At 60.3% G+C, this 18173-nt stretch carries 17 protein-coding genes; 4 read left to right on the forward strand and 13 right to left on the reverse strand.

The features are described from left to right. Window positions 1-2001: a M1 family aminopeptidase gene (locus VI215_10510; GenBank protein HEY6192741.1), complete on the forward strand. Its 2001-nt coding sequence runs from the start codon at window positions 1-3 to the stop codon at window positions 1999-2001. A gap of 13 nt (window positions 2002-2014) precedes the next feature. Here the strand turns inward: VI215_10510 and VI215_10515 are convergent, their stop codons facing one another. The 10 genes from VI215_10515 to VI215_10560 form a co-directional block, all read right to left on the reverse strand. Then, on the reverse strand, window positions 2015-3235 hold the full coding sequence (locus tag VI215_10515) for an ABC transporter permease (protein ID HEY6192742.1): 1221 nt from the start codon (window positions 3233-3235) through the stop codon (window positions 2015-2017). Window positions 3236-3380: 145 nt separating this feature from the next. Then, complete coding sequence (locus tag VI215_10520; GenBank protein ID HEY6192743.1) at window positions 3381-4277, reverse strand: hypothetical protein; 897 nt, start codon at window positions 4275-4277, stop codon at window positions 3381-3383. A 29-nt stretch (window positions 4278-4306) separates the two neighbouring features. Next, the gene (locus tag VI215_10525) at window positions 4307-4654 is read right to left on the reverse strand and encodes an MmcQ/YjbR family DNA-binding protein (protein ID HEY6192744.1); all 348 of its coding nucleotides are present in this window, start codon (window positions 4652-4654) and stop codon (window positions 4307-4309) included. 27 nt (window positions 4655-4681) lie between these two features. After that, window positions 4682-6388 carry a T9SS type A sorting domain-containing protein gene (locus VI215_10530; protein ID HEY6192745.1) on the reverse strand — a complete coding sequence of 569 codons (1707 nt, stop codon included), beginning with the start codon at window positions 6386-6388 and terminating at the stop codon, window positions 4682-4684. After that, window positions 6385-6756: a VOC family protein gene (locus tag VI215_10535; protein ID HEY6192746.1), complete on the reverse strand. Its 372-nt coding sequence runs from the start codon at window positions 6754-6756 to the stop codon at window positions 6385-6387. The genes VI215_10530 and VI215_10535 overlap by 4 nt, the downstream gene beginning before the upstream one ends. 474 nt (window positions 6757-7230) lie before the next feature. Next, window positions 7231-8724, reverse strand: coding sequence for an ABC transporter permease subunit (locus tag VI215_10540; GenBank protein HEY6192747.1), 1494 nt, complete (start codon window positions 8722-8724; stop codon window positions 7231-7233). Between the two features lie 5 nt (window positions 8725-8729). Then, the gene (locus tag VI215_10545) at window positions 8730-10148 is read right to left on the reverse strand and encodes an ABC transporter permease subunit (protein ID HEY6192748.1); all 1419 of its coding nucleotides are present in this window, start codon (window positions 10146-10148) and stop codon (window positions 8730-8732) included. Window positions 10149-10323: 175 nt separating this feature from the next. Next, window positions 10324-11070: an ABC transporter ATP-binding protein gene (locus VI215_10550; GenBank protein HEY6192749.1), complete on the reverse strand. Its 747-nt coding sequence runs from the start codon at window positions 11068-11070 to the stop codon at window positions 10324-10326. A gap of 60 nt (window positions 11071-11130) precedes the next feature. Continuing rightward, window positions 11131-12639, reverse strand: a complete 1509-nt coding sequence (locus VI215_10555) for an NEW3 domain-containing protein (protein ID HEY6192750.1) — start codon at window positions 12637-12639, stop codon at window positions 11131-11133. Further along, window positions 12639-13418 carry a PDZ domain-containing protein gene (locus VI215_10560; GenBank protein HEY6192751.1) on the reverse strand — a complete coding sequence of 260 codons (780 nt, stop codon included), beginning with the start codon at window positions 13416-13418 and terminating at the stop codon, window positions 12639-12641. The genes VI215_10555 and VI215_10560 overlap by 1 nt, the downstream gene beginning before the upstream one ends. A 161-nt stretch (window positions 13419-13579) precedes the next feature. On the opposite strand from VI215_10560, the gene VI215_10565 reads away from it, so the two are divergent. Further along, a complete protein-coding gene (locus tag VI215_10565) occupies window positions 13580-15295 on the forward strand; it encodes a HAMP domain-containing sensor histidine kinase (GenBank protein ID HEY6192752.1) in 1716 nt (571 codons plus the stop codon). A 20-nt stretch (window positions 15296-15315) separates the two neighbouring features. Then, entirely contained in the window at window positions 15316-16014 is a 699-nt protein-coding gene (locus VI215_10570) for a response regulator transcription factor (protein ID HEY6192753.1), read from the forward strand. On the opposite strand, the gene argF is transcribed toward VI215_10570, so the two are convergent. The 3 genes from argF to VI215_10585 are packed head-to-tail and all read right to left on the reverse strand — an operon-like array spanning window position 15995 to window position 17750. Next, a complete protein-coding gene (gene argF / locus VI215_10575; GenBank protein HEY6192754.1) occupies window positions 15995-16924 on the reverse strand; it encodes an ornithine carbamoyltransferase in 930 nt (309 codons plus the stop codon). The genes VI215_10570 and argF overlap by 20 nt on opposite strands. 32 nt (window positions 16925-16956) lie before the next feature. Continuing rightward, on the reverse strand, window positions 16957-17454 hold the full coding sequence (locus VI215_10580) for a VOC family protein (GenBank protein HEY6192755.1): 498 nt from the start codon (window positions 17452-17454) through the stop codon (window positions 16957-16959). Beyond that, entirely contained in the window at window positions 17451-17750 is a 300-nt protein-coding gene (locus VI215_10585) for a hypothetical protein (GenBank protein HEY6192756.1), read from the reverse strand. Before VI215_10585 ends, VI215_10580 begins: the two co-directional genes overlap by 4 nt. Window positions 17751-17847: 97 nt before the next feature. Here VI215_10585 and VI215_10590 point away from each other — a divergent pair. Beyond that, window positions 17848-18173, forward strand: a 326-nt coding sequence (locus tag VI215_10590; GenBank protein ID HEY6192757.1) for a hypothetical protein, incomplete at its 3' end; no start/stop codon positions are given.

Genomic DNA, 18173 nt, shown 5'->3' on the forward strand with positions numbered 1-18173 from the left:
GTGGTGTTTAAATTTCTCTTCCGCACGCTTGCCGGGATGCTCGCCCTCTCCGTCATGGCTTCGATCGCGCCGGCCCGGCAGCAATCCGTCCGGATCCCGCACCATGGACCCGATCCCTCCGCCGCCGAATTCCGTCAGCATACCGGGAAATCCCGGACCGGAACGAGCCTCGCGAGCGATTGGTTCGACGTGACCTACTATGATCTGAATCTCCGCCTGAACACCGCTCCTTCGTTCGTCGAGGGGAAGGTGACGATCCGGGGAATCTGCGGCGAGATCTCCCCCCGGTTCCTGGTCTTCGATCTCGCGGCCAACATGCAGATAGATTCGGCGAGAGTGGGGGGAGCCCGGGCGGGTTTTGCGCAACAACCCTCCGCCTTCACCGTTTCGCTCGATTCGGGATTTCAAATCGACGATATCATCACCGTGGAAGTCTACTACCGGGGCACCCCGCAGTCGTCGGGCCTGGGAAGTTTTGTCTTCACCTCGCATGCGGGGACTCCGTGGGTATGGTCCTTGAGCGAACCATACGGGGCGCGGGATTGGTGGCCCTGCAAAGATCAGCCCGGCGACAAGGCCGACTCGGTCGATATTTCGGTCACCTGTGATTCCTCGTTCAGCGTGGGATCGAACGGGAGGCTTCTCTCCATCCAGGATAATTCCGACGGCACGAGCACCACGCGATGGCACGAAGGGTACGCGATCGCCACCTATCTTGTGTCGATTGCGGTCACAAACTTCGCGCACTTCTCGAACTGGTTCAGATATTCCCCCTCCGAATCGCTGGAAGTGCTGAATTATGTTCTCCCCGAGAGTCTCTCTTCCGCCGAGAGCCTTCTTCCCAACGCCGTCGACGGGCTGAGGATCTTCTCCGGACTCTTCGGTCTCTATCCGTTCGTGAACGAGAAATACGGCCACTCGCAATTCGCCGGAGGGGGAATGGAGCACCAGACGATGACCTCCCTGACCGGCTTCGATGAAGAAACGGTCATCCATGAACTGGCGCATCAGTGGTTCGGAGACATGATCACCTGCCGGAGCTGGTCGCACTTGTGGTTGAACGAAGGGTTTGCGACGTATTGTACCGCCCTCTACGAGGAGCTCAAGTACGGAACCGCAAGCTATAAGACGTTCATGAGCTTCCGGATGGACCAGGCGAGAGGGGCTGAGGGGTCCGTGTTTGTTCAGGACACCTCCGATGTGCGCCGTCTCTTTAATTCTGCGAGGGTCTATTCGAAGGGGGCCGCGACCCTCCACATGCTGAGGCATCTGCTCGGGGACAGCGCGTTCTTCCGCTCGATCCGGGCGTATGCGAACGACCCTGGCCTGAAATATGGCACGGCAACGACGGAGGATCTGAGGCGGGTCTGCGAACAGACGAGCGGGAGGGATCTGGGCTACTTTTTCGACGAATGGATTTACGGCGAAAATTATCCCCACTATAGTTATGGATGGAACGTGCGCGATTCGTCGGGCACGCACGTCGTCCGCGTGTCGCTCACGCAATCTACCGGGACGTCGAACCCGCTCTATTTCAACATGCCGATCGATTTCCGGATGGCCGCTCACGGGTGGGATTCGACGGTCACTCTGTTTAACGACGCGCCCGTCCAGACGTTCTCCTGGACCGTGCCGGTGGCCATCGAAACGCTTCAGTTGGATCCCGAAGACTGGATCCTGAAGGGTGCGGTGGAGCTCCCCCTGATCCCCGAACCGTCGGAATTCCGTCTCTTTCAGAACTATCCCAACCCGTTCAACCTCTCCACGCGCATTCAATACTCGGTGCCTCACCGTGCGACGGTCAGCCTGACCGTCTTCAATCTTCAGGGACAGAAGGTTGCCACGCTGGTGAGCGGAAACCGGAATGTGGGGACCTATTCCGCGGTGTGGGACGCGTCGGGATCGCCGAGCGGGGTCTATCTCTGCCGGATGGAAGCGACGAGCGTCTCGGTCCCGCGTTCGACCTTCCGCGAGGAGAGGAAGTTATTGCTGGTGAAGTGAACCCCGGGCGGGATTATTCGTAGCGGAGAGCCATGATCGGATCCATCGATGCGGCCTTGCGGGCCGGATAGTATCCGAAGAAGACGCCGACCGCCGTGGAGAAGATCACCGCCAGCGCCATCGAGCCGGGAGTCAGGAGGCTCGGCCACCCGGCAATTTTCGAGACGACCGCCGACCCGGTGGCGCCCAGAATGATCCCGAGCACTCCTCCCGCAAGGCTCAGAACGATCGCCTCCATCAGGAACTGAATCAGGATGTCCTGCTTTTTCGCCCCGATCGCCAGCCGGATTCCGATTTCCCTCGTCCGTTCCGTGACGGAGACGAACATGATGTTCATGATGCCGATCCCCCCCACAAGAAGCGAGACGGCGGCGATGCTGGCCAGCAACGTGGTCATGATCTTTGTCGTGGCAGACTGCGCGTCCGCGATTTCTGTTTGAGTCCGGATCGTAAAATCGTTGTCGTCCTGCGGACCGAGTTTGTGGCGGAGGCGAAGGAGGTCGGTCATCTGCTGTTGCGCCGCCGGGATCTGCTCTTTGCTGACCGCGGAGACGAGGAACTGCCAGCCCCGGGTCTGGCCGAGCAACCGTTTCTGAAGCGTCGTATAGGGCATGATGATGATGTCGTCCTGATCCTGCCCCATGGCATTCTGTCCTTTCGGTTTGAGAACGCCGAGGACGCGAAACGGCTCATTCTGGATTCGGATGGATTGGTCGACGGGGTTGCTCGTTTCGAACAACTGCTGAACCACGGTGGCGCCGAGGAGGCAGACCTTTGTCGCGGCCCGCACGTCCTGATCCGTAAACAGGTCTCCATCCGATAAACCCCAGTCGCGGACCGAAAAGAAATCGGCCCCCGACCCTTGCGCCGAGGTCGACCAGTTGAGGTCCCCGACGACAACCTGTACTCCCCGGCGAAGAAGCGGCGTCACATACGCGACTGCGGGGCACTGTTCCTTCACCGCCTGCGCGTCGTCCTCGGTGAGAGTCGTACCGGTGGCCGCCCCGGCGAAGACACCGCCCCTGGTCGTGGAGCCGGGGAAGACCATGAGCACGTTCGTTCCGAGGCTCCCGATCTGGGAGTCGACGGAGACCTGGGCTCCGGATCCGATTGCGATCATGGCGATCACGGCTCCGACGCCGATGATGATGCCGAGCATCGTGAGAAACGACCGCATCCTGTTCCGCTGCAGGGCATCCAACGAAATCCGCAATATTTCCAGAAATCTCAGCATCTCGGAAGTATCTCTCTCACCTCTTCTTAGACAACTGAGGGCGGGGGTCGTTTAATGCCGGCATTCGCGCCGGCCACAGGCGGGTAACTACGGCTGGAATTGGTGGAGAAGAACGCTTGTTCCCGGCTACTCCCGGCGGTTTTGCTTACCGCGAGACGGTCGCCAGGGTCGCGACCTTTCCGTCGCGTCCGATTTTCCTGACGCGGGGAACCCACGCCTGGCGGACCTCCGTCTGGTCGGGAGGAGAATCGCGCCATTCCAGCACATAGATTTCACCCCGGTAGAGCGCTACACCCGTCGGTGACCACGGGCTCTCCGTTTCCAGAACCGTGCTCACGGCACCTCGCGGGCTGACCTTGAGCACCCGGCGGCTACCGGTGGCGGCCACGATGACATATCCCCCTGAATCGACAGCCAAACCACGGCAGTAACCGGGGTCAGTCGCAGGCGGAATATCGCGTGCGACGCCCTTTCCTACCAAAACGCCGGCGATCGTCGAGACGGTTCCGTCAGGCGAAATCTTGCAGAGCGCATTCGAATCGGGTCGGCCGGCATCCGTAATATAGAGAGAGCCGTCAGGCCCGGCGGCTATGCCGCTCACGCCAAGATACTTCTCGCCGCGCGCGATGCTCGTTTCCGTGCCGTCAGGTTTTCTCCTCACGATCCCGGGAGAACTGCGCCGGGTATCGGCATAATAAAGATTGCCGTCCCGGCCTATCGTGAGAGGAAAATCGGAGCACATGATCAGCACGGGTTTGGTATGCGGCGGCGTGACCCGCTCGAACCATCCCGCAAAACTCTTCTCAGAGGACTCGAACGACCCGGTTTCATCGATGGCCATCCAGTGCCACCGGGAAGCGGGCACATAGGTGAGACGACCCAGGGTATCGATCTTCCAGACACCGCGGCCCGTGTCCGTGAAGAACACCTGTCCGTGCTTGTCGACGACGATACCGGAGCCGGGATGCGCGGAGGCGGAGGGGCCAGTGGAGGCGCAAAGGAGCAGGATGATGATCGTTCTGAGCGTGAAAGATATTCGCATTGATTGATCTCCTATTGATCGTTGCCGGTTCAGTCCACCTGGCCGTGAACCCTTGACGAAAGCCGCTTTGGCGCGTTGTTCGTCCATGCCGCTTCAAGCGCTTTTTTCATGGTCTTCCGCGTCACATTCCGGAGAGAGACGTAGGTGGCACCCTGACGGCCCCAGGCGCCCTGGGCGGGTGTGAACGCGTCAGGTTCTTCTTCCATGAAGAACGTTTGTTGCTTTGGAGAGAGCTTCACCATGCCGCGGGACTTGTCCGGGTAGGCGAGCGTCGCGAAGATTTTCCCAGAGACGCGGAAGTCGGGATGATCCATATGGGAGGCCTCCGTGGCTTCCGGAAGGCTCAACGCCATGGCGCGGAACTGATTCTCGGTCATCGGATTTCCTTCGGCTGAATTGCGCTTCTATCTGACCAGAAGCAACCTCTTCGTATCGATAAACCTCCCCGCGTGAAGCCGGTAGAAGTAGACTCCGCTCGACAGGCTCGTCGCTTCAAAACTCGCAACATGCGCCCCGGCCGGTTGCGTCTCATTCACCAGCAGAGCAACTTCCCGGCCCAGCACGTCATACACGGCCAGGGTCACGTGCGAGGAGCCCGGAAGCTCATACCTGATGGCCGTTCGGGGATTGAACGGGTTCGGATAATTCTGATGAAGCGTGAAGCCGTGAGTTCGCACCGGGCGCTCGAGTACGTCCGTCACCTCCCCCAACGTTCCATCGGAGCCCACCTTCTGCGCATAAATGTCGCCGTCTGTGCCGTTGCGGCCGTCTGTCCATGCGATGATGGCGCTTCCGGTTCCGTCGTCAACGATGACCGGATTCGACTGGCCGCCCGCCGCGATGGAGATTGCGACCCCGCTTGTATCCCACTTCAGGATTCCTGACGAGTCGACATGCTGGGCGTAGACGTCGCCAAACTTGTACCAGGTGACGATGGCACCTCCCGTTCCGTCAATTGTGACCTCGGGAGAGCTCACCACCGACTTCACTTCCACGCCATCGGCAGTCCACTGGACCGTCCCGGCCGAATTGACGCGTTGGACGAATGCGTCATAGGTGCCCGCCCTGTCGTCCGACCAGGCGACGATAGCGCCTCCTCTCCCGTCGCTGACGATAATGGGAAAAGCCTGATCCACGCCGGCCGCGGAGATTGCCACGCCGTTCGTGTCCCAAAGCGTGACCCCGGAGCTGTCGATGCGCTGGGCATAAATATCTTCATCCGATACGCTCCGCTGGTCGTTCCAGGCGAAAATGGCCCCGCCGGTTCCGTCGCCGAGAGCGGCAATCGGAGCCCTCTGGTCGTTCGTGGCTCTCGACACCGGAACCCCATCCGGCACCCATTGGACCAGGCCCGCGGCATTGACGCGCTGGCTGTAAATGTCGTAGTTTGTGCCGCTGCGGATGTCTTCCCATGAGATGATGGCGCCCCCGGCGCCGTCCGACACGATCGCCGGAGAGTTTTGAGCCCCCTCTGCCGAGCATATCGCCATTCCGTTCACGTCCCACTGCGCGTCGCCCGCGGGATTCAGACGCTGGGCGAAGATATCATAGTAATTTGAACCGCTCCGGACGTCCCGCCATGTCACGATGGCACCTCCCGCCCCGTCGCCCGCGACGGCGGGTGAATGGCTCAACACGAAACTGGAGCCTGTCGAGATGAGAAGACCGTTCGATCCCCAGTGCGTGTTCCCTGCGCTGTCGATGCGCTGGGCGAAGACGTCGGAAATCGCCCCATTTCGATTGTCTTCCCACGCGACGACGGCGCCACCGGTTCCGTCCTCGGAAATTGAGGGGATACCCAGAGTGACCCCGGCCGTGGAGATGGAGGCGCCGTCCGCTGTCCATCGGACCGCTCCCGCCGCATCGATCCGTTGGGCGTAGATGTCTGCGCTATCGACTGCCCGCCGATAATCGACCCACGAGATGATTGCCCCTCCCGATCCGTCGGTCACGATCGACGGTTCGGATTGAAAGCCCGCCGCGGTGCAAACCGGGTTGTTCACATGGGGATCATGCGACCACTGGGAATGGGCCGGCGGGGCAAGCAGCTGTAACGCAAAGAACGACGAAGAGAGACATCCGAGCCGCAATCGGAGAAACCGGCTCGTCATTTCTCTTTTCCGATGAATTGGCCGATTGTAATCCTGTGGCCCTCGGGAGACCGCACCGCGAACTCCCGCATCTCCCACGGCTTGTCCTGGAGCGGCGAGAGGATCGTGACGCCCTTCGATTTGATCTCTTTATAGTACGCGTCCGCATCATCGACGCGCAGATATCCGAAGTAGCTGTGATCTCCCAGCGAGCTCGCAGGCAGGGAGTCGCGACAATCACCCAGCATTACCATGCAATTATCCCGCTTGACGAACACCCAGCCTTCCGGCTCCAGCACCACGGCGAATCCCAGCTTCTGAAAGAATTCGGATGAGGCGCCGAGATCATGGACGGCCAGCACATAATGGTTTTGAAGGATTGAAGGCATGAAGTATCTCCGATGAGAGGCTGTCAGACGTTGGCCTGGAACCGCCGGCGCTCCCCGCACGTGCTCTTTAACTGAGCAAATATACCAATTATCGCCCAAGGGTCAAACTCTCCGGGGGCCGGCCCAATGTCATCCTGAGCGCAGCGAAGGATCTCTGCACCTATTGGATCCAAAAAGCCAGATCCTTCGGTCGCTCCGCTTCCTCAGGATGACAATGAAATATTCTCGTTCCCACGCTCTGCGTGGGAACGCAAATCAATGCCGCGAAGCGGCCGAACGAGGAACCCCAGGCATCGGTAGGCGCGACCTTCAGGTCGCGTGCCTTTGTAGGGGCGGGGCATGCCCCGCCCGGAAGTTCAGATGATTCGATGACCCATTCGGGCGACGCATGCGTCGCCCCTACGGCGAGCAACCTGCCAAACTTAAAGCGTCCAGTTTAACGCAGGCTAAAGCCTGCGCCTGCCAGTACCGGGCCTACGACCGGAGGTCGTAGCGGGAAAAGGCGAAGAGGGAGGCTCCGAACGAGAGGAGGGTGAAGAGGATGAGGATTCCGGTATCGACGAGAGGAAATTTCGAGCCGGATTGCGGTTTGACGAAGCGCGGCATACCGGTCAGATCGAGCGATCCTTTTTCCCGGGGGGTTGTGATGGTCAGACCCGTCTGGCTGTCCATGGTGACCCGGACGCCGCCGATGTCCCCCGATTCCTTCTGCTTCCGGTCGGTGTAGGAATTGAAGGCCGTCCGGTAGGATCGCATCGCGTCTTCGTACCGCGACTTGAGGTCGATGTTCGTCCCGGCAATGTCCAGGAGCGCAAGCTCGTAGGCCGACGCCGGTGAGAAGCGGGAGAGGATAAACGCGAGCTGTTCCTGCTCGCGCTCGCGGTTCCGGAGGTCCTCCTGGAGCCTGATCCCGTAATCGTCGATGCTTCTCTGCACTTCCTTGCGTTTCGCGTCGTCTTCCTCCATCCACCCCCAGAGGTGATCGTTGTCGGATTTCTCGCGTTCCTCCTTCGACATCGAGCTTGTGAGGGCCTGGCGCTCCCGGAGTCGTTTTTCAAACTCCGCCCCATGCTCTTTCCAGCGATCTTTCGCGTAGGCGTCCTCTTGCGCCTCCACCTCCGCCACCGTCGGAACGGAGACCGTCTGGCTCGCCACCGCGACCCCGGCCCTCGGAAGGACGAGAATGAACGTAATCCACGCGACGAGACAGATCAGGAAGGCGATATTCGAATGTCTGGTCAGCGTGGAGACGAGAAGCCCGAACGCGATGAAGAACGTAAAGTAGGCGGCGGAAACCCCCAGCAAGAGGAGCAGCCGGGCCCACTCTGAGCCTCCGAACGGCACCGCAAACAGGAGGAGAAGAAGCAGCGAGAGCGCCACGGGAACGGTCAGGGGGATGACGAGGCCGAGCCACGATCCGATCAACTTCCCGATCAGATACCGCGCCCTCGGAAGGGGGTTGGCGAATGTCACCGCCAGGGTCCCCGACTCCCGTTCGCCGTTGATCGCGTCGTAGGTGAAAAGAAATGCGAAGAGAGAGAGGACGATTTTGACGATGAACCCGAAGTCGAAAAAACGGAAGAGCGCGAAGATCGGGTCGTCGGAATAGACGCTCTGCCGCAGCTTCACCGGTTCCTGTTGCGAGATGCTCGACCACCGTCCGATGTCGTTGCTGATGCCGGAGACGAAGATCTGCATCGGGTCGGGTTCCCGGTAGGTGCGGTTGTTCAACGCCATCCAGTGAGACTGTTCCCGGAGCTCCTCGCCGACCAGCTGCGTCGAGGTCGCGTACTGCCGCGCCGAAGCCTGATATTCCCGGATGCCGACGTAGACGCTGAGGAGAAGGAGTACCGCGCAGAGGCTAAACGTGACGGCGAATTTCGGGCTGAGCAGGATGTTCTTCAGCTCTTTCCGGATGAGCGTCGAGATCCTGGCAGCCCGCGCGGCGTTGGAATTGGATTCGTTCATGGTCATCACCTCACGTCGTAGCGCATGAACCCCAGGTACGACCCGAGGAAGAAGAGGATGTTAAACAGGCAGAGCAACGCGAGATCGGGGAGGCTCTCGCCCACGACCGATGCGAGGGACGCCGGCTGATAGGTAAACTCCGGCAGTTCGTTCGGATTGATCGGTTCCGGCTTTTTGCCGTCCTCGACGGCGTTGCGCATGATCATCATGCGTCCCCCGGCGACCATGCCGGTTTTATTTTTCATGAATTGCGCCAGGACCTTTTGATAGGCCGTCGCGGCATCCATGTACTGGTGTTCGAGCGTCAGCGACGTTCCCGCCAGGGAGGTCGCCGCCAGGCTGAAGGTGGCCGCGGGGGAAAGCCGGGCGATCCAGAGCGCGAGCCGTTGCTGCATGCGGCGGCAGTTTTCCCGGAGTTCGTTCAGCCGCCCGTTGAATTCCTCCATTTTCTTGTCGCGCTCGTCGGCGATGTCTTGCATAAACTTGTTGAAGCGCTGCATCATCACCGAAGGGTCGGCGCCGGCCGCCTCGGGCTTGTACGCTGCCATTTTCTTCCGGTCCTCGCCCCAGAGCTGTGCGCTGTACCTCCCTTTCTGGGATGCGACCTCGTCGACCGAAGGGACTTCGACGGCCCGTCCGGCGAGAATGATGGCGAGCCGGGGGGTGATCAGGACCGCGAGGATCCAGACGGCGAGGAGGATGAGAAACGAATGCGCCGAGCGCTTCGTGAAACTGGAGATCATCACCGAGAGAGAGAGGAAGACGCCGAAATAGAGAAGCCCCGCCGCAAGAATAAGGGAGAGCTTCGTCCAATCGCCCCCCGACATCGGGACGCCGAGCACCGGAAGAAGGGCGCACCCGATGAGGATCGGGACGAGCAGGGGGGCCCCGAGCCCGATGCACGCCCCGCCGAGCTTGCCCAGGATATACGTGTGCCTGGGGATGGGGTTCGCGAACGAAAGCCTCAGCGTTCCGCGCTCCTTCTCCCCGTTGATGGCGTCGTAGGCGAACAGGATCGCGAAGAGAGAGAGGACGATCTGAAAGATGAAATCGAGGTCGAGAAAACGGAAGATGGCAAAAATCGGCACCTCGTTAAAGCGGCTGTCGTCCGCGGTCAATTCGCCCCGCCCGCGCACCTCGACGGTCCGGCCGATGTCGCTCGAGATTCCTGTGACGAGCGCGGCAAGCGGCTGCGGCGGGAGGTAGATCTTGTTGTGCTGCACGGAGAACCAGTCCGTGAGCCCTTCGAGCTGGCGGAGGTTTTCTCTCTTCGCCGCTTCATACTGGCGGGACCACATCCGGTAGTTGCGCGCTCCCATCAGGAAGGAAAGGATGATCAGGAGCGAACAGACTCCGAACGTGACGGCGAATTTCGTCGACCCGATCACCTCCCGGAGCTCTTTTTCTATAATTAATCGTATCATAAGCTTAACCCCTGTCGATAGTGCCGCATGTTCATCTTTTGCCGCCATCCCGACATGTTTCAGGTCGGGATCTTTCTAAAAGAGTTGAAAGATGCTGACCAAAAGCATGTCAGCATGACGAGCTGGGGAGAGAGTCGGTCAGACTGAGGCACTACCCCCTGTCGGATTTTCTGTTTCATGCCGCCTGCTCGACCGAGCCCGCCATATAATGGAGGTAGATGCTTTCGAGGCTCTCGCCGGCGAGCTCGTTTTTTTCGCGCTGCATGACCAGCGATCCGCGGTTCATGATGCCGATCGTATCCGCAACTTCCTTCGCGCGGAAGATGTCGTGCGTGGACATGAGAATCGCCTTGCCTTCGGCGCGAAGGGAGAGGAGCAGCTGCAGGAACTCGAACCCGGCTTTCGGGTCGAGGCCCGCCGTCGGCTCGTCGAGCAGAATCGCCCTCGCATCCTTCAGGATCGCGATGGCGATCCCGCACTTCTGCCGCATTCCCTTCGAATAGGTCTTGAGCCGCTTGTTATGCGCCTCCTCCGGGAGGCCGACGCGGATCAACGCCTCGCGGTAATTGTCCCTCGTGTAGGAGTACTTCCCCCCGAGCTTCGCGAAGTATTCAAGGTTCTGAATCGCGGTGAAGTTGGTGTAGAGCATGACATGCTCTGAGACGTAGGCGACGTGCTCCTTCGCCCGGAGGGGTTCTTTGTGCGTCACGAAGCCGTCGATCCGGGCTTCTCCCCCGGTCGGATCGATAAAATTGAGGAAGATATTGATCGTCGTGGTTTTGCCCGCGCCGTTCCCGCCCAGCATCGCATAGATGCGCCCGGAGGGGACGTTGAAGGAAACGTGGTCGAGCGCGAGCGCCCCGTCTTCGTATCGTTTCGTGAGCGAGACCGCTTCAAGGATGGGCCGTTGTTGTTCAGTCACAGCAAGTTCTCCGATATGGTTGTGAATTCCATTGTATCCCGGCCGTGTTCCGTGCCGGCGTTACTTCTTCGAGAGCCGTATCCCGAACACCACCATGCCCGCCACGAGGCCGAGGATCAGGATCACCAGGAGGAGCGTGCCGAGGATGCTCGCCTGCGCCTGGACTTCCACGGTGACCGTTTTGTCTTCACCCGTCACAGGCTGGTTGTCGGTCAGGCCGCTCGTCCGGAGGCGGATATCGTACCTCCCGACCCCGATCTCCTGGGGCGTGGTGAAATGAAGATGGACCTTCTTTTCTTCGCCGATGTCGAGCGCGTTGATGACCGCCGGCTCGATGGCCTTGGACCAGTTCAGGGGAAGATCGGCGTTGATCTCGACGTCATCGAGCCTGCGCGAGCCCTCGTTCACAAGCTCGATCGTCATGTCCACTGCGCCGGCCGAGTTGATCGAAAAATAGAGCTGTTGCGCGCGCACGAGAAGCCGCCCCGTGCCGCGCGGGACCAGCTCCAGTTTCACGTACCCGATGCGGAGTTTCCCGATCTCCTCTTCGCTCCACTGCCGCCGTTGAAGGTCCTTGAATTCGCCCATCCGCTCCGAAGGTATCACCAGGACGAAAAACTTGATGGGGCGGTCCATCGGGATGGCTTCGGTGGGCCGGTCCGGGAGCGAGATGTCGAGGGCCGCCTTGCGGGAATTGGTGGTCTCCGTGAATTTGAACTGGTTCAGGCGCGCCCCGCCGGCCGGATCCCGGAAGGTACGGTTGACCTGCCCGGGCAGGTTTGCGACCTCGAGGTTGAACGTGCTTCCGAGGCCGCCGAACAACTCCAGCGTTAGATCGAAGGAGGCGGCCTTGCCGAGCTCCGCCTCCTGCGAAAACTGCGTCGACTGGACGAGGACTTTATTGACGGTCGCATCCTTTTCGAGGAACACCTTCAGGGCCCGCTGCGTCCCCTTGCCGTAAATGATGTTCACCGTCACGATATCGAGGTCCTGAAGGAGCGCGAATTCCAGCTGCGCGGGTTCCCCGTGCTTCAGCTGGTCGATCTTCGACTCGTAGGGCTTCCCGATGACGGCGTTGTCGTTATTGAGAAGCGACACGTAGACGTCGTTGATGATGTCGGGTTGGAGGGAACGGAAGAGCGCGTCGTCGAGATTGATCAGCTTGCGGAACTCCGCGCTCCCGCCCGAAGCGTTGGAGAGCTGGAGGCGGACGCGCTTCGTGCCGTCCGGCGACTGGTACTTGACCGCCTTGACGACCGTGACGTATTGCTGTTCAAAGAGGACCGCGAGGAGCGATTGCTGGTAGTTCACCTCCGCGTCCGCAAAGTTTGCGCGGTTCCGGTCGAGCTCCGCCTGGGAAATCAGCCCCTTCTCGAACAGCATCTTCTGTCTGTCGTACTCCTTCGCGGCCGTCTCGTACGCCTCCTTCGCGCGCTTGAGTCCGAGGACTCTGTACTGATCGTCGCGCTGGTTGAACATGCTGCCCGAGGACTGCGCCCTCAGCCCCCCGAACGGGGCGATAGCGGGGGCGCAGGCGAGGAGGGCGGCGAGGATCGCGAACCGAAACATCAGTTGTTCCCCTGGCGGCGGATGATCATCCGGCCTTCGTCCTTCGGTTTCGAGAACTCGAGCGTCGATTCCTTCCCCGAACGGCTCGTGACCAGCCGGATGTTCGCTCCGACGGCGAGCTTCTCGTAGGCGGCCCTGAGCGCTTTCAAGGAGTTGACGGGGGAGCCGTTGAGCTTCACGACGATATCACCCTTCCTCGCCTCGCCGCGCACCTCGCTTGAGGGGTTCGACAAGACCTCCCGCACGACGACCGTTTTCCCCTTGTCGCCGAAAATGAGTCCCGCCTGGGGAATCCCGAACATGTCTTCGTCGCCTCCGTGGCTTACGATCATCTTGAGTTTCGGCAGCTTGTCCGGGTCGGCTTTGACGAACGAGGCGATCAGCATCTCTTCCTTTCTCCTGACGCCGAGTTTGACCGTGGCTCCGGTCGCCGCGGAGTCGTAGAGCGCTTTCAGAGCGCCGATGGATCCGAGAGACCGGCCGTTTGCCATGAGGACCATGTCGCCTTCCTCGAGATCCGTCTTCTCATACCCTTTTGCACGCATCTCCGGTTCCATGATGTGATCGACGACGATTTTCCCCTTCTCCTCCGCGAAGAGCGCAGAGAGCTCGGGCACGGAGAGGATATCGCCGGCGATCTCGCGGTGAACGCCAGGCCCGCCCCGCTCGATCTTTCTGACCTGCACCGGGGCCTGCTGCTGCGCGACGGAGGGGAAGTTCCCGGAAACAAGGACGAACACGCTGGCGAGCGCGATGACGGGTGCCGTGAAGATTTTCATTGTGCGTACTCCTGGAGGAAGTGAATGGTGACCGTTTGCATTACTACACGTATAACATAGCACCGCAGTTGCACACTTCCGAGTTAAACTCTGTTAGCAGATGTTAACGAGTGTTAACGGGCGGGTAATATTCGCACAAAACTCTTACATTGGAGTGCGATATGAAATTGAAACGGACCACCATATGGGCGATCACGGGAGTGAGCGCCGCCGCGCTTGCGGGCCTCGTCGTGTTGCAGTACTTCCTTCTCCGCAACGCGTACGAGTTCCGGCAGCAGGCGTTCGAGCGGAACGTCCACGCCGCGTTGAACTCGGTCGCGCACCGGCTCGAGGCCGGGGAAGCGGCCGACAACTTCTTTCAGGTCGCGCTCGGTTCTCCGCATCAGGGGAACAAGACGATGGTCGTGCAGGTCGAAACCGATTCGTTGCGGGGGATCAAAAAGAAGTACACAGTCACGCCGATGAAGGACGGGGCCCCGTTCGGGGAACGGATCCCGTTGAGCGTCCGGAAGAACGCGATCCAGTACTCGGTTCCCGTCCCGCAGCATGTCACGTTGCGCGTGTTCAACCTCGCCCGGAAGAGCGATACGCTCCTCGTCGACGAGAACAAAAAACCGGGAGAGTACACGATCCAGTACCTTGACCCGGGCGTCAGGAACGAGGAAATAGTCGTAAAATACCGGGCCGACAGCAGTACGTACACGCTCCATGCCGTCGGAGGTTCCAATGAACGGGTCGTGAAAGACGCCTCGGTGCGGGAGCGCCGGGAGGAGATCGTCGGCCGGGCGATCGATAATCTTTCGCTCATGGAACTGCAACCCATCGAGAGCAGGGTCACCCCTTCGCAGCTCGATTCCGTCGTCCGGACGACGCTTCAGGAGTCGGGGATCGATCTCCCGTACGCTTCGGCGGTAATTTCAGCGAGGGACGACTCCCTCCGCATGCAAGCGCCCGCCGGGTACGAACGCGAGTTGCGGTCGTCTTCCCTCCGCAATCCGCTTTTTCCGGACGATCTCATCCCCGGCAGGAACCAGCTGGTCCTCTTTTTCCCGGAGCAGGGCAATTATCTTCTGAAGCAGGTGGGCCCGTTCCTGGGCCTGACTGTTCTCTTCATGGGGGCGGTCATCCTCTGCTTCGGCTACACCATCCGGACGATCGTCAGGCAAAAGGACTTTTCGTTGCGCCTGGTCGAGTTCATCAATAACATGACGCACGAGTTCAAGACGCCGATCTCGACGATCGCCGTGGCGGCGGAGACGATCACCCGGCCCGACGTGATCGATCGCACTGATAAAATCCGCCGCTACGCGGACGTCATCCGTGATGAGAACATCCGGATGAAAACACAGGTCGACAAGATCCTTCAGATGGCGCTGCTCGAAGAAGGCGATTATGAGCTCAGCCTGGTTCCCCTCGATATGCACGCCCTGATCCGGGACGCGGCGGAGAATACCGCCCTCCAGGTCGAGGCGAAGGGAGGCACCGTCACGTGCCGGCTCGAGGCGGCGTCCTTCACCGTGAATGCCGACCCGGTCCATATGGCGAACATTATCCACAATATTCTCGATAACGCCAACAAATATTCACCCGAAGCACCAGCCATCACGGTTCTCACGAGGAATACCGGCGATTCCCTCGTGATCGAGATCGGCGACCGGGGAATAGGCATCGGCAAAGAGGAACGGGAGAAGGTGTTCGAGAAATATTACCGAGTCCGGACGGGCAACGTCCATGACGTGAAGGGTTTCGGACTCGGATTGAGCTACGTGCGGCTCATGGTGGAAGCCCAGGGCGGGGAGGTTTCCATTTCCGGGGACCTTGGAACAGGAACCACGCTCCACCTGGCGTTCCCTCTGCTGCGGGGGGAACCGTCCTGAACGCGAAGAGCCCGAAAAGAGTGCTCGTCCTTGAGGACGACCAGAATCTCGGATTCATCCTGCAGGAAAACCTCCAGCTGCGCGGCTATGACGTGAAGCTGTGCAAGGATGGAAACGAGGGCTCCAGGGCCTACCAGAACGAAAAGTTCGACCTCTGCCTCGTCGATGTGATGCTGCCGAAAAAGGACGGGTTTACGTTCGCGCGCGAGGTCCGGGAGCGGGATGACCGGATCCCGATCATTTTCCTCACGGCAAAATCAATGAGGGAGGACCGGATCGAGGGCTTTCGGATCGGGGGCGACGATTATGTCACCAAGCCGTTCAGCATGGAGGAACTCGCGCTCCGGATCCAGGCGATTCTCAGGCGAGCCGACAATGCGGGCGCCTCCTCCGGGGAGAGTCCGGGGGATCAGACCGTCTTTACGATCGGGGGGTATTCATTCGACCACGCGCGATTGCAGCTCGCGTTCAAAGGAAAGAAACAGAAGCTGACCGACCGCGAGGCGGACCTCCTGAGGCTGCTCTGCCTCCGGCAGAACCAGACTCTCGACAGGGAATTTGCGCTGAAATCGATCTGGGGAAGCGACGACTACTTCAACGGACGGAGCATGGATGTCTTCATCTGGCGCCTCCGGAGTTATCTGAAGAAGGACCCGGGTGTAAGCATCGTCAACGTGCACGGCAAGGGCTTCAAGCTCGTCACCGGTTCGGAGGGGTAGCGAGCACCGTAAGGAGGACCGCCTTGGCGGTGTGAAGCCGGTTTTCCGCCTGATCGAAGACGACCGAATGGGGCGAATCGATGACCTCGTCGGTGACTTCCTCGCCGCGGTGAGCCGGCAGGCAGTGCATGAACAGCGCGTTCTTTCCGGCGCGCGCCATCAGCGCCGAATTCACCTGGAACGGTCGAAATTTCTCGAGCCGCTTTTCACGTTCGCTTTCCTGCCCCATGCTGGTCCACACGTCGGTGTACACCGCATCTGCGCCCTTCACGTCCTTCAGCGGATCGTGGCCAACCGCCAACGCGGAGCCTGATTTCCTCCCGATCGAGCAGGCGCGCTCGAAGAGCTTCGGATCGGGAGCATACCCCTCCGGCGTGGAAGCGATGAAGTCCATCCCCACGATCGCCGCGAGGAGAAAAAGGGAGTGGCAGACGTTGTTGCCGTCCCCGACATAGGCCATCCGCTTCTTCCTGAACGTGCCGAGTTTCTCTCTGAGCGTCAGAAAATCGGCGACCGCCTGGCATGGATGCTCCAGATCGGTCAAGGCGTTTATCACGGGCACCCTCATTGCTGCGGCGAGATCGGCGCAGGTCTGGTGGGCGAAGGTCCGGATCACCACGCCGCCGACCCATCGCTCGAGGTTCTTCGCGGTGTCGGAAATCGACTCCCGCTTGCCGAGGCTGATGTCCGACTGTGTCAGGTAGACAGGGTGCGCTCCAAGCTGGTGGACGCCCACCTCGAACGTCACATGCGTCCGAAGCGACTGCTTTTCGAAGATCAGGGCGATCGAATCACCCTGGAGAGAGGCGTTAAACTTCCGGGGATTCTTTTTGATCTCCGCGGAGAGATCGAGGATCCGGACGTGGTCGTCAAGCGACCAGTCGGCGATGCTGAGAAAATCGCGTTTCATGGAGCCAATGGTAGCTAAAAATCAGGCGAGAGTCAATGGCCGAGTTCGGCCCGGAGCGAATCGAGGTTGAGCGGCCGGGTATACATCACGAGGTTGCCGTCGGGGTCGCGCGGCCACTTCTCTTTCGGACGGTCCGCATAGACCTCGATGCCGTTCTGGTCCGGGTCCCGCAGGTAAATTGATTCACTCACTCCATGATCGGCGGCCCCGTCGATCGGCCACGAGTGGTCGGTCAATCGTTTCAACGAGCGCGCGAGTTCCTTCCGGTTCGGCATGAGGATCGCGAGGTGGTAGAGCCCCGAGCTTCCGGCCGGCGGCGGCGGGCCGCCTTCGCTATCCCAGGTGTTCAGAGCAAGGTGGTGATGGTATCCTCCGGCAGAGAGGAACGCGGCGCTGCGCCCCATCCGGGTGGTTACTTCGAAGCCCAGGATTTCGGTGTAGAACTTAACCGATCGCTCGAGGTCGGATACCTTCAGGTGGACGTGTCCGATCGACGCTCCCGGGTCGATCGGCCGGCTTTCCCCGGTCAAACAGGACCCAGGTGCCTGCGCCTGCCTTGGCCAAACTGGAACGGTCTCGCAGCCATATCCGCGGGTCTTCCCGGAGGAACCTTCCGGAGCGACCGCGAGAGTTGATCTTCGAGTGTGTGCAGGGTTTGCCGGAGTGATTCGATCTGCCAGGGGGCTGCCTGCAAACGCCGGTTCTTCTCCATTTCGGAAATCAATGAGATGAGATCGGCGCGCCGCGCGCAGAGGAACCGGTATCTCCGCTCCGGCGGCTTGAAGAGCAGTTTAACCGTGTTCAGTGGACCCGAGCGGTACTTCATTGTTCCCTCCTTCCGGACGTCGTGAGCGTGGTGTGGATATACCTACGTAACACCCTCCCCGGTTTTTAAGTTCGCGGTATGAAGGGAAAATAATCGATTGAAAACAAAATTGCAAACGGATACCGGCGTCGTTTCGTCGATTACCGATGCCCCGGGCTCGGCAGCAAAAATTCAGCCGCCACCAACGCCAGAGCCGGCAGCGGAGATTCCCCGCTGCCGGCCCGCTGAATTTCATAAATATCAACTGCTTAAAACGCTAGTGCCCGTCCCCGCCCTCACGCCCCCCACCCTGATTGTCATCTCCCTGATCGTCGTCTCCCTGACCGTCATGATCGTTGTCTCCCAGATCGCCGGCCCGATTGAAGTTCGCGAGGTATCCGAAGATGCCGTCGTTCTCGTCGTTAGGCCCTGCGGTGAAGAAGA

Source organism: Bacteroidota bacterium (genome assembly GCA_036522515.1).
In the GTDB taxonomy this organism is placed as follows: Bacteria; Bacteroidota; Ignavibacteria; order UBA10030; family SZUA-254; genus VBOC01.

Bases quoted from the DNA above. Each gene is read 5' to 3' on its own strand.
- VI215_10515 (HEY6192742.1), bottom strand. From the start codon at position 3,235: ATGCTGAGATTTCTGGAAATATTGCGGATTTCGTTGGATGCCCTGCAG.
- VI215_10520 (HEY6192743.1), bottom strand. From the start codon at position 4,277: ATGCGAATATCTTTCACGCTCAGAACGATCATCATCCTGCTCCTTTGC.
- VI215_10525 (HEY6192744.1), bottom strand. From the start codon at position 4,654: ATGACCGAGAATCAGTTCCGCGCCATGGCGTTGAGCCTTCCGGAAGCC.
- VI215_10530 (HEY6192745.1), bottom strand. From the start codon at position 6,388: ATGACGAGCCGGTTTCTCCGATTGCGGCTCGGATGTCTCTCTTCGTCG.
- VI215_10535 (HEY6192746.1), bottom strand. From the start codon at position 6,756: ATGCCTTCAATCCTTCAAAACCATTATGTGCTGGCCGTCCATGATCTC.
- VI215_10540 (HEY6192747.1), bottom strand. From the start codon at position 8,724: ATGAACGAATCCAATTCCAACGCCGCGCGGGCTGCCAGGATCTCGACG.
- VI215_10545 (HEY6192748.1), bottom strand. From the start codon at position 10,148: ATGATACGATTAATTATAGAAAAAGAGCTCCGGGAGGTGATCGGGTCG.
- VI215_10555 (HEY6192750.1), bottom strand. From the start codon at position 12,639: ATGTTTCGGTTCGCGATCCTCGCCGCCCTCCTCGCCTGCGCCCCCGCT.
- VI215_10560 (HEY6192751.1), bottom strand. From the start codon at position 13,418: ATGAAAATCTTCACGGCACCCGTCATCGCGCTCGCCAGCGTGTTCGTC.
- VI215_10565 (HEY6192752.1), top strand. From the start codon at position 13,580: ATGAAATTGAAACGGACCACCATATGGGCGATCACGGGAGTGAGCGCC.
- argF (HEY6192754.1), bottom strand. From the start codon at position 16,924: ATGAAACGCGATTTTCTCAGCATCGCCGACTGGTCGCTTGACGACCAC.
- VI215_10585 (HEY6192756.1), bottom strand. From the start codon at position 17,750: ATGAAGTACCGCTCGGGTCCACTGAACACGGTTAAACTGCTCTTCAAG.